Source organism: Micromonospora sp. M51 (assembly GCF_018070305.1).
GTDB lineage: Bacteria > Actinomycetota > Actinomycetes > Mycobacteriales > Micromonosporaceae > Micromonospora > Micromonospora parva.
Genome location: NZ_JAGPXZ010000112.1, coordinates 1 through 11,829, shown reverse-complemented (window position 1 = coordinate 11,829; position 11,829 = coordinate 1). Strand labels below are relative to the sequence as shown.

At 69.7% G+C, this 11,829-nt stretch carries 11 protein-coding genes; all 11 read left to right on the top strand.

Annotated features, from left to right (window positions below; all coding sequences use genetic code 11):
* A partial coding sequence (locus KBX53_RS09015) for a type IV secretory system conjugative DNA transfer family protein (protein ID WP_210858575.1) occupies positions 1-2,265 on the top strand: 2,265 nt, incomplete at its 5' end.
* Positions 2,266-2,470: 205 nt separating this feature from the next.
* The gene (locus tag KBX53_RS09010; RefSeq protein ID WP_210858573.1) at positions 2,471-3,322 is read left to right on the top strand and encodes a replication-relaxation family protein; all 852 of its coding nucleotides are present in this window, start codon (positions 2,471-2,473) and stop codon (positions 3,320-3,322) included.
* A gap of 312 nt (positions 3,323-3,634) precedes the next feature.
* Entirely contained in the window at positions 3,635-4,324 is a 690-nt protein-coding gene (locus KBX53_RS09005; RefSeq protein WP_210858571.1) for a hypothetical protein, read from the top strand.
* Between the two features lie 97 nt (positions 4,325-4,421).
* Positions 4,422-5,444 (top strand): hypothetical protein, encoded by a 1,023-nt coding sequence (locus KBX53_RS09000; protein WP_247675336.1) that lies wholly within the window; start codon positions 4,422-4,424, stop codon positions 5,442-5,444.
* Between the two features lie 247 nt (positions 5,445-5,691).
* The gene (locus KBX53_RS08990; RefSeq protein ID WP_210858567.1) at positions 5,692-6,984 is read left to right on the top strand and encodes a MarR family transcriptional regulator; all 1,293 of its coding nucleotides are present in this window, start codon (positions 5,692-5,694) and stop codon (positions 6,982-6,984) included.
* 79 nt (positions 6,985-7,063) lie between these two features.
* A complete protein-coding gene (locus KBX53_RS08985; protein WP_210858565.1) occupies positions 7,064-8,053 on the top strand; it encodes a DUF932 domain-containing protein in 990 nt (329 codons plus the stop codon).
* A 119-nt stretch (positions 8,054-8,172) separates the two neighbouring features.
* Positions 8,173-8,574, top strand: a complete 402-nt coding sequence (locus KBX53_RS08980; protein ID WP_210858563.1) for a hypothetical protein — start codon at positions 8,173-8,175, stop codon at positions 8,572-8,574.
* Entirely contained in the window at positions 8,571-9,011 is a 441-nt protein-coding gene (locus KBX53_RS08975; RefSeq protein ID WP_210858561.1) for a hypothetical protein, read from the top strand. The genes KBX53_RS08980 and KBX53_RS08975 overlap by 4 nt, the downstream gene beginning before the upstream one ends.
* A 100-nt stretch (positions 9,012-9,111) precedes the next feature.
* Positions 9,112-9,441: a hypothetical protein gene (locus KBX53_RS08970; protein ID WP_210858559.1), complete on the top strand. Its 330-nt coding sequence runs from the start codon at positions 9,112-9,114 to the stop codon at positions 9,439-9,441.
* A 490-nt stretch (positions 9,442-9,931) separates the two neighbouring features.
* On the top strand, positions 9,932-10,951 hold the full coding sequence (locus KBX53_RS08965; protein ID WP_210858557.1) for a C40 family peptidase: 1,020 nt from the start codon (positions 9,932-9,934) through the stop codon (positions 10,949-10,951).
* A gap of 119 nt (positions 10,952-11,070) precedes the next feature.
* Positions 11,071-11,472 carry a hypothetical protein gene (locus KBX53_RS08960; protein WP_210858555.1) on the top strand — a complete coding sequence of 134 codons (402 nt, stop codon included), beginning with the start codon at positions 11,071-11,073 and terminating at the stop codon, positions 11,470-11,472.
* Positions 11,473-11,829: the final 357 nt, after the last annotated feature.

Sequence of the window (11,829 nt, the reverse complement as noted above, 5' to 3'; positions counted from 1 at the left end):
GCCGCCGCGTTCTGGACGACGCTCACGGGCGTGCTGACACCGTCGGTGTGGCGACGCCGGGTGTACGGGTACCCACACGTCGGGTGGGAATACACCTGGACCGGCCGTGACCTGACCATCCGGGTCTGGGTGCCGGGCACGGTGCCGCCCGGCGCGGTCGAAGCCGCCGTCCGGGCGGCCTGGCCCGCCGCGACCCTCACGATCGCCGATGCCGCCGCGCCGATCCCTGCCCAGGTGGGCGAGCAGGTGGGCGGGGCGCACTGGCCGCAGCACACCGACGGGCTGCCGCTGCGCAGCGAGCACGACACCGACCCGCTTCGGGCGTTGCTTGCCGCCGGGGCTGAGGTTCGGCACCGCGAACAGGCGTGCGTGCAGATCCTCGCCCGCCCGGCACCCGCCCGCCGCGTGCGGGTGGCCCGCAGGGCGGCGGCCACCACCCGCAATCACCCCCACGGGCGGCCCGACATGGCGGCCCACGCTTTCTCGGGTGCGGCGCGGTTGGCCATCGAGCCTCTGCTATGGCTCCTGGAAGTCTTCCTGCCCGGCCCGTCCCGGCCGCACAGCCCGACGCGCGCCGCAGCGGCGCGGGCAGCCGAAAGGGATCCGGTAGCCACCGCCAACGCCCGCAGCGTCGTGGACAAGGCGGTGCGGGTGCCGCACTTCGAGATCGCGGTTCGCTTCGCCGTCGCCGCCGACCGCGCACCAGTCAACAAGGAGCAGGCCAACCACGTCCGCGAACGCCTCCGCGGGCTTGGGCACACCATCGCCTCGGCCGCCGCGGCGTACACCGGCCCGAACCGGCTACGCCGGATGAAGATGCCCCACCCGGTGGCCACGATCGCAAGGCGGCGACTGCGGCGCGGGTTCCTGGCCACCGTCCCGGAACTCGCGGCCCTCGCCGCGCTGCCGCAAGACCTCGCCGTCCCGGGCCTCGATCGGGCCCGGGCCAAGGCCGTGCCGGCGCCCGTGCAGGTCCCCTCCGGCGGCCGGGGCGTGAAGGTGCTGGGCCGCTCACAGATCGGCCAACACAGCATCGGCATGCATGTCACCGACGCCCGCCAGCACGTACACGTCGTCGGCAAGACCGGCGTCGGCAAGTCCACGCTGCTGCTGAACATGATCCTCGGCGACATCAGGTCCGGACGCGGGACCGTCGTCATCGACCCGCGTGGAGACCTCATCACCGACATCCTCGACCGCTTACCCGCCTCCTACGCCAAGAAGATAGTGATCATCGACCCGGACCAGGAGAACCCCGGCTGCTTCAACCCCCTCGATGACGGCGGGGACCCGCACCTAGCCGTGGACAACCTCGTCGGCATCTTCGCCAAGATCTTTCAAGGCCAGTGGGGGCCCCGCATGGACGACACCATGCGCGTCGCCTGCCTCACCCTGATGCGCCACGCGAAACCAACCCTGAGCCTGGTCCCATCGTTGCTGCAGGACCGGGACTTCCGGGCCCGGTTCACCCACGGCCTGGACGACCCGGACGGCCTCGGCGGGTTCTGGCTCTGGTACGACGGCATCAACGAACAGTTCCGGGGCCAGGTCATCGCACCCGTCCTCGCCCGACTCCGGGCCTTCCTCCTGCGGGACTTCGTGAAATCCGTGATCGGCAATGCCCACTCGTCGTTCGACATGGGCCGGGTACTCGACGGCGGGGTGCTGCTGTGCCGGCTACCCAAGGGCATCCTCGGCGAGGAGACCAGCCGCATCCTCGGCTCGATGATCGTCGCCCGGGTCTGGCAGGCCGCCATCGCCCGCGCCAGCGTCCCCGAAGACCAGCGCAAAGACGCCAACCTCTACGTCGATGAGTGCCACAACTTCCTCACGCTGCCCGGCAGCGTCGGGGACATGCTGGCCGAGGCCCGCGGTTTTCGGCTCGGGCTCGTCCTGGCGCACCAGGACCTGGCGCAACTGCCCAATGACATCGCCGCGGCGGTGTCGGCCAACGCGCGCACGAAGCTGTTCTTCAACGTCGACCCCGCTGACGCGCGGGACCTGTCCCGACACACCAAACCGGAGCTGGACGAACACGACCTCGCGCACCTCGATGTCTATACGGCTGCTGCCCGGCTGTTGGTCGGCAATCGGGAGTTACCCGCGTTCACCTTCGTGACCAACCCGCCGGCGCCGCTGGTGGGCGAAGCGACCGCGATCCGGCAGGAGTGCGCTTCCGCGCATGGCCGCACCGGTGGTGAGCCGCCGATGCAGCAGCTCGCCCGTACCGCGATGAAGCGGCGTATGACCGACCGCGACCGCTAAGCACTCCGGCTCGCATAGGGGCTCGGCTGGGTGCGGCATTGGGGACTCGTCTGGGGGTGTCCGCGACACGAGTCCCCACACGAGTCCCACGCCCCTGGTCTGTCAGGTGCCTGACCTGCCCCAACCCGCCCGACGCCAGCACTGGAACCGAGATCAACTCATCCAGACTCCCTACGGGACTCTCTCTCCAGGGGTGTATCCAGCTATGCCGCAATCACGACCGGTCACCCTCCTGTCCATCTATCCCCACATCACCAGCCGTGACCGTCGGCTTCTCCAGCTGCTCGATGACCACCAGGTCCTCACCACCGATCAGATTCACCGCATGCTGTTCCTCGCCCGACGGACCTGTCAGATCCGCCTCGGTGAACTGGCCGCCCTGGGCCTGCTGGACCGGTTCCGGTTCGCCCGCGCCGGGGGTGGTAGCCAGCCGTGGCACTGGACGCTCGGCCACCAGGGGCACCGGTTCCAAGCCGCCGCTCACCGCCGGCCCGAACCGACCCTGCGTACCAGCCATCAGATCGTCGACCGGCTCTCGGCCAACCCGAACCTGACCCATCTGCTCATGGCCAACGAGTTCTTCGTCCGGCTCACCGTGCATGCCCGCCAACACCCCCAGGCGCGCCTGGACCGGTGGTGGTCCGAGACGATGACCACCAAGCAGTTCCGCACCATCACCGCCGACGGTCACGGCCTGTGGAGCGTCGCCGACGCCACGGCGGGGTTCTTCCTGGAGGCCGACACCGGCACCGAACCCCTCGGCCGGGTAGTGGCCAAACTCGACCGGTACGCGCAGCTGATCCGCCGCGGCGGCCCCCGCTACCCGGTGCTGCTCTGGCTCAGCAGCGAGCAACGCGAAGATCACCTGCACCAACTCCTGCGCGGCCAGCACGGCGATGTACCGGTCGCGACCGCCACCCACACCGCCGAACCGGCCGAGGCCGTCTGGCTCCCGGTAGGCGCCACCTCTCGGGTTCGGCTCGCCGAGCTGCCCAGCGACCACGGGCAGCCTGTGGCGGACAACCCCAACTACGACGACGGTGTCTTCGTACCCTGACAGACCCTGGCACTCCCACGGCGAATCCTGTCAGCGCAGCTCACCGGCATGGTCAAGGTTCCTGACAACGCTGACGCTGTCAGGTCCCACGGCTACGGTGCAGCTTCTTCTCTCTTTGCTCGCACCGCCGCCCCGTCTGGTCCTCCTCGGATCTGCCCGCGCCAGCGGGATCACCCACAGCCCACCCTCGGTCGGCTCGTGATTCACGCCCCGCGCCGTACACGGCAACTTTCCCGGCCCAGACGCCGCGCGCCGGTGGCACCACCGCGCATCCCACTCCACGCCCGCTGTTCCCGAAGGGAGCACCCCGTCATGCCCACACCCCGCCCGCTCACCGCTTCGGTGATCACCGTCTGCTTCGCCCCCGGCGAGGACGCCGACTGGTTCGCCGCCTCGGAGAAGGTCAACGATCTTCTGCACGCCAACGGCACCCCCGCCCGCCGCTACCAGGTCCGCCACCGCCGCCTCATCGGCTGGCTGACCCGATTCCTCGGCTACTACCTCCTCGACGCCGCCCGCCGCTTCGGCGCGGTCACCATGGCCGCCGGAGGCCGCAAGGGTCGCCTCGACCTGACCGGCACCGCCGCCACAGCCTCCCACTACGCCGCCCTGCGCTGGCGGGCCTGGAACACCCACATCGCCGCGACAACCCGTCCGGCCCGCCCCTTCGAGGACTACCTCGCCCAACACCACGCCGACCCGACCAAGGTCAGCGTGGCCGAGGCCCGCCGCCGCTTCGAGCAACAGCCCCGCGTCCTGGCGATGCTCGCTCTCTCCTTCGACCCGTACGAGCTGTCCGTCTACCAGGCCGGCGAAGCCACCTACGTCGGGCTGCACTGGCGCATCGCGCTGATCGGCGACGCGCTGATCACCACCGACGGACGCCTGCTCACCCCCGCCACTGAATCCGTCGCCGACCGGTTCCGCTTCCTCAACGAAGCCTGCGCCTACGTGCGTGGCCTGCGCTCCAGCGCACGCCTGTGCGCCGTCGCCATCGCCTAACCACCTACCACCTGAAGCACCCCGCACCGGTCGCAGCCCCGCTGCGACCGGTGCTCGGCATGCCCACAACCCAACCCGTCCGCGAAGGAGAACTCTCGTGTTCCTGACCGATCCGGCGCTGCGGCGCAGCGCCGCCGACACCAACGACGTCCGGCCCGAGCACCTGTGGCGCCACGACACCGCCACCCCCGACCCACTCGGCGACCTTGCCCGCATCCTGCACAGGACTGCCCGCGACTTCACCGACAGCACCACCGGCCTCAATGAGGCCCTCGCCCGAGTGGGTGTGCTCGCCGAGACGGCCCGGCAAGGGTTGGCCGCCCGCGTCGACCTGCACATCGCCGCCTACCACCAGACGCTCACCGACGCGCTCATCGCCCGCGAACGGCACAACGTCCTCGGAGCCGCGCTCATCACCTGCTACCACGCCTGGCGCAACCACCGGCCGATCGGTGACGGCGACGAGCGGTACCTCCTGCTGCGGCGCTGCGACCCGTCGCGTGGCGTGGCGACGCTACGGCGCAGCGACCCACACACCTGGCTGGTGGTGCCCGACGCCGAGGCCGCGGGGGCATTCAACATCCCCTACCCGGATCGCGTCATCGGCGAGGTCACCGAGACCGAGCACGGATGGACGCCGACCGCCTACATCGCCCAGCCGCATCACCGAGCCCCGCTCGCCACGGTGTATCCGCTACCCGCGTGCGGTGACCTCGCCTCAGCCTGCCGGTCCCTGCTGCGCTGGTGGCGCCTGCGCCACTCCGACACCTGGCGCAACCGCACCCCGAATCAACTCGACCCGCTGAGCTCGCCCACCTCACCAGTTGAAGCGGGGGACCTCATGCCGCACCTCGGCACGATCGCCCGCTGGATCACCGCGGCGACCGAACGCACCCCCCGATCAACACGCCACCGATCCGGTCCCCGCCGCCGCGCACCTGCCCGAAGCCGCCGCCACCCTGCGGCACCTGCGCACCGAGCTGCTGCTCGCGGTGGACCGGCTACGCACCCTACTGATCACCGAAGACGACCTGAACGCTTCCGCCAGCACGCTCGCCGCACTGGTGCAGACCATCAGGGAACTGGCCCGGGAGTATCGGTACGCCCGCAACTGGGTTGACACCCCTCATCGGCGACGAGGCGCAGGCCGCGTACGCGCAACCGTCGGCGAGGCCCTCCCCGGCCCCTGACCTGCCGGCGCGGCGCCACCCACCCCACGACCACCGGGTCGCGCCTGGGCAGCACCCCTCGGCGGCGCGCGACGTCACGCGCCTGCCGCGCTTGCCGCTGCCCGCGACCCGGCGCACCACCGTCCGGCACGCCACGGTGCCCGGCGTCCCCACCAGTTCCCACGGAAGGAAATCCTGATGCAACAGCTGTCGCTGACGCCTGCCACGCAGGCCGTCCTCGACGCCCTGACCGACCTCGGTCAGGGCGACGTCCACGAGTTGGCCGACAAATCCGGCAAGGCCCGGTCGACCACCGACAAGGCGATCAAAACCCTGGCCGACGCCGGTGTCATCGTCGCGGTGAATCCCGACGCCGACCTAGCCGAGGGCACGCCCACACGGTGGACCCTCGCCACGCCGAGCGACGCCGATGCGCTCTTGCCCGTTGACGTGGCCGGCGAGACCGACATCGGCGACCCGGACCCCGACAACACGGCCGACCGACCGCACACGGAGGTAGGGCACGAGCCCACCGATGCGGTCCACGCTGCCGCCGAGCACGACCAACCCGACGACGGCAGCGATGACACAATCGACACGCCGGACACGGCGACGGCCGACCAGGCGGGCAGCCAGCTCGACAGTGACAACGCGGCCGAGTCCGACGGCGCGACCGTGGACGGCACCGACCGTGGCGAGGAGGAGCCGGCGCGGACGGTCGCGGTCGTGCAGCCCGCTCGACCTGGGGACCGCAAGGTCATGGCCATCAAGGGTGTCCTGGCCGATCACGGCGATGGCGGCGCGACTCTCGACGTGATCGTGGCCGAGAGCGGTATCAGTCACCCGACCGCCTCGCGGCTGCTGACCGCGATGGAGCAGGCCGACGCCGCCCGCCGGCTGCCCGGCCTGCCACAGCGGTGGATCCCTGGTCCGACCAAGGCCAGCGAGGTCGACCCGAACCCGGAGCCGCCCCGCTGCCCGCTGTGCTACCAGGTCATCCGCGGCCTGGTGACCGCGCCGAGCGCCACGGCGGCGGTGCTACCCCTGATCCGGGCGGACGGCACGCTGCACGTCGTCGCACCGGACGGCGAAGCCCACATCATCACCCTGCCCCAGAGAATCCCCCCGCGCGCGCCAGGCATCACCGCGATCGTGGGCCGCCGCAGCGACGGGAGCGCCAACGCCGACGGCAGCCAACCGCTCGGCCGAGGCGAGTTGGAGAAGCTGACCCTCGACGTCCTGACCGCGAACCCGGGCCGGGCGATGACCCCGCAGGACATCGCCACCGCCATCAGCGGACAACTCGGCCGCGCGGTCAGCTCCGGGGCGGTGCGCAACAACTGCACCAAGGCCGCCGCCGGCGGCCGGATCCTCCTGGCCTCCGAGACGCCGCTGACCTTCACCTACCCGGTCCAGGCCGACCCGAGCCCCACCGCGAGCACCAGCGCAGAGCAACCCGGCCAGGACGACAACGACGCCGAGCAGTCCTAACCCACACCGTCCCCAACCCATCGTGGGGGCCGAGCGGATCCGCTCGGCCCCCGCAGGCATTTCGAGAAGGAGAAACCCCGTGCCCCACGAACTCGAAACGTTCGCCGACGGAACGACCGCCTTCGCCAGCGCCCGCCTGTCGGCCTGGCACCAGCTGGGCACCGTCACCCAGGACACGATGAAGGCCGAGGAGATCATGGCCGCCGCCCGACTCGGCGACTGGGGCGTACGGACCATCCGCACCGTCGGCATCGACATCGTCGACGGAGTCGAGGTGCAGATCCCCACCGACGACAAGCGCATGACCGTACGCCGCAACCCGGTCACCAGCGCAACCGAGTACCTGGGCATCGTCGGCACCGACTACACCGTGGTCCAGAACGAGCAGTGCGCCGAGATGCTCGACTGCCTCGTCGATCAGGTAGGCGGTGCCCACTTCGAGACCGCCGGCAGCCTCCGCCGCGGCAAGAGTGTGTTCGTCACGATGAAACTGCCGACGGCGATGGAGATCGCCGGGGTAGACCGGCTGGACCTCTACCTCATCGGCACGACCTCCCACGACGGCACCGCCGCCCTGCGGGTTGACGCCAGCCCGATCCGGGTCGTCTGCGCCAACACCCAACGCGCCGCCTTCGCCCACTCCGCCGGGCACTACACGTTCCGACACACCTCCAACGTCAACTCCCAGATCAGCCAGGCCCGCGAGGCGCTGGGCCTGATGTGGACGTACATGGAGACCTTCGAGAAGGCCGCCGAGCGGATGCTCCAGACCGAGCTGACCATGCGCGAGTTCGAGAAGGTCGTCGCCGAGGTGTGGCCGGTCAAGGACAACGCGTCCGAGCAGACCCACAACAACGCCAAGCAGCGCCTCGGCACCCTCAAGTACCTGATCCGCGAGGCCGACACCCAGGAGGCCATCTCCGGCACCCGGTGGGCCGGCTACCAGGCCATCACTGAGTACCTCGACCACTACCAGCCCGCCAAGAACGAGTTCGCCCGCGCCAACCGGGTGCTCACCGGCAACGTCGGCGAGCTCAAGGTGGCCGCCTTCGACCTGCTGACGGTCTGACCGCACCTCGACCCCTCGGGGCGGCGGTCCACCGACCGCTGCCCCGACGCGCACAGAACGGACACGCCCATGGCAGCCCCGAGCACCAATCGGCACGGACCAACCGAGACGGCACGCCAGTGATCCACCACATCCGCCACCCCCGCGACCTTCGACAGTCGGTGTGCGGCCTGCCTGCTGCCGACGTTCAGCTGTGGAAGACCGAAGACCCGCCGAGCGTCGAGTCCACCTGCGAGGACTGCTACACCCTGCTCCCCGAGGCGCAACGACCCGACGACGCCGACCACCCACCCGGAGACCCCACCCTCATCGACACGCTGCGGCGCATCGTCACCAACCGTCAGCACGCCAAGATCGACGGCGTCCTCGTCGACCTGTGGTCGGCCAGCGTCACCGTCCTCATCTGGGACCAACTCCGCGACGACAAGCGACAACAGCTGCTGACCCTGCCGTCACACGAGCTGATCCTGCGCTGCATCGCGATCTACACCCGCCTCACCGCGAAAAAGGACCACCAGTGACCGGCCCTCGCCTACCTCAGTGGTTCCACTTCGGCCCGTGGGTGTTCTCCATCGACACGGCGCAGGCGGTGATCGCGGCGTCGCCCCGCGACACCCGACCCCTAGACGTGCCAGCGTGGGCCGCCGCGTACGGCCTTGCCCATCTCGACAACCTGTGGACAACCAGCGTCATCGGCCCGAGCAGCACCGCCCTCAACCGGACCTACGCCATGACCACCGACGTGGCCGAGCCCCTGATCGTGGCGCAGATCAGCGTCAACGAACAGCCGCCCGCCACGCTCCTCATCGACGGGACCCACCGCCTCTACCGCGCTTGGCGCGAACACATTCCGCGGCTGCCGGCCTACGTGCTCACCGTCGAGGAAACCCGGCAGGTCCAGGACGACCTGCTCCTCGGACCAGGCGGAACCTCCGCCATCCCACCGCCGAACGCATGACGGCCTGACACAACCCGAACCCATCGCGTACGCCTCGGAGCCGCCCCAACGCCGGCGGCGACCGAGGCGTACGCGCATTCACCCCATGCGGAGGAAACCCGTGACGCACACGCCGCCGTGGCGCAGGGTCTGCGACTGCCGCTGCATCCTTCATCACCGCCTGCCGCGCACCACCTACAACGAGGCCGGCTGCGCCTGCACCATCACCTGCGCCACCCAACCCCTCACACTTGTAGCCCATCAGCGGGGCTGCGCGTTCTTCCTCGACCAGGACGGCGACCTCTGGCACATCCCCGCTATGGCTAACGGCACCTGGGACTGGGACAACGCCACCAAGATCGACACACGCGCCGACGTCCACGACGCCAGCCTCGTCATCGAGCACCTGCTCCGCCAAGCCGGCAACGTCCTCGGCACGTCCACCGACTGACCCGACCGCTCAGCATGGGCCGCCCCATGAGGGCGGCCCACGACCTATTCGCGCTTGGTGACCACGGGAGACATCAACGCGCCGCACTCACCGCAACGCCCGCGGGCGCGCCTGCGACTGCCGGTGCCCGATCCACCACAGCCAACCACGCTCGATCTACAACAACCCCGCCTCCCACTGCCTGGCCACCTGCACCAGCGAACCCCTGACCCTGCTCGCCCCACCGACCAACGGCGCCGTGTCTCTCGATGCCGCCCACGCCCTCTGGTACGTACCCAGCTTGGAGCCCGGCCACTGGGACTGGCGCTACGCCACCCCACGACGTGGACCACTCGCTGTTCCCGGCCCACACCCTGATCATGGTTGCCGGCGCGAGACCCACGCCGCGCTACTTCCCCTTCTCTACCGCCTCTAGAACCCACGTCGCGGCGTCCAGCCGCACACCCCACACGCAGACCGACCCCTGCCGCTATCCCGAGAGGCCACCACCATGGCAAAGATCATCATCGGCGTCGTCACGGTCGTCGTCATCGCCTGTCTCGGCCTGCCCCTCCTACTGCTGTCCTCCGTCCTCGGCGGCGGCCCCGGCGGGTGCGCCATCTCCGCCCCACCCGGCCTACGCCTCTCGGGGCAGCCGCCCAGCCCCGGCCGATGGGACACCGAGCAACTCGACACCGCCGCCACGATCATCGACGTCGGCGTCACCAAAGGCGTACCCCGCTGGGGCTGGGTCGTCGCCGTCGCCACCGCCATCCAGGAATCCGGCCTGCGCAACCTGCCCTACCTCGGCGACCGCAACGACCACGACTCGATCGGCGTCTTCCAGCAACGACCCAGCCAAGGCTGGGGCACCATCGCGCAACTGTCCGAGCCCGCCTACCAGGCGGGCAAGTTCTTCGACAAGCTCCAGAGGGTGCCCGGCTGGCAGACGATGCCACTCACCCAGGCCGCGCAAGCCGTCCAGCTGTCCGCGTTCCCCGACGCCTACGCCACATGGACCGACGACGCCCTGCACCTCGTGGAGCACTTGACCAACACCCTCGCCGACTGCGCCACCGACGCCCTCGACGCGCTCCCGGCCGGATTCGCGTTACCCGTCGACACCCCACCCGCAGTAGCGGCCGCCATCTCCTGGGCTGTCGGCCAGCTCCGCACGCCCTACCGCTTCGGTGGCTCCTGCACCGACCCGCACTCCGACGACCCCGACAAACAATGCGACTGCTCCTCGCTGATGCAATCGGCCTACCGGGCCGCCGGCATCTCCATCCCCCGCGTCACCACTGACCAGGTCAATGCCGGAAAGGCGGTAGCCGACCCGGCGCTCCTGCTACCCGGCGACCTCATCTTCATCCCCGGCAGCCAAGGCACCATGGCCAACCCGCGCCATGTCGGCATCTACATAGGGCAGGACCTGATCATCCAGGCGCCGAGAACCGGCGACAGGGTCAAGATCTCGCGGCTGAGCAACTGGTTCGACCAGATCGCCGCCATCAGACGGGTTGTGCTGTAGCAGCGTCAGCTCCTACCTCGATCCCGCCTGACGCCCCTTACCGCGCCCCCTTGGTGAGCGGACTGCGGCCAGAGGAGGACGGCGGTTGTGCAGTCTTGCTCGGCAGTAGGGTCGAGCCCGTGCATACTGTCTCCCGCCTGTCGGGTCTGTCTGAGCTGGCTGAGGTTCGGAAAGTATGGTTCAGCGACTGGTACGACGGCCCCATCACGGGCGTTGCCGTGCATGATGGTCGCGAGTACTGGTTTGTCATGGTCATCAACGACGACACGGCTGGCGGGACGTGGGACTTCAACCCTCGCGTCTACGTCCTTCACCGGCTCTCCCGCGACGAACTGGCGCAGGCGTGGGATATGCACCGAGCCTTTGCGAGTGCAGGGCTTCCGGGATGCCTGCATTCGCCGACGTGCGCTGCCGCGGATGCCCTCGCTGAGGAAGTGGATGCGCTGCAGGAGCGTTGGCCGTCTGAACTTGCGGACAGCTTCATGAACGCTCCAGCGATCGGTTGGTTTCAAGACGTGTAGCGCTTCGGCACCGGCGAGCGCCTCCGGTGCGAGCGCATATCTGTCCGCGGGCGGCCGAAGGGGTGACGGTTGCCCGGCGATTGACCATGCACGACCAGCGGCATGAGCGGACACCGAGTTTGCCTTCCAACCGCTTGTTGATCAACGGTCACGGACGACAACACACGTTCGGATGACCGCGGGGCGGTCTCGTGTCTCGCATACTGTCCGGCGTGAGGTCGACGGCGGCCGAAGGAGCGAATGCGTGAAACCCGCCCGGGCGCTGCTCGTCGCTCTGCTCGGTTTTACCGTCGTCGGCGTTGTGGTAACGCTGGTTCTGGCCAGCATTGACCTAAGGAAAGCGGATCAGCTGGCGAG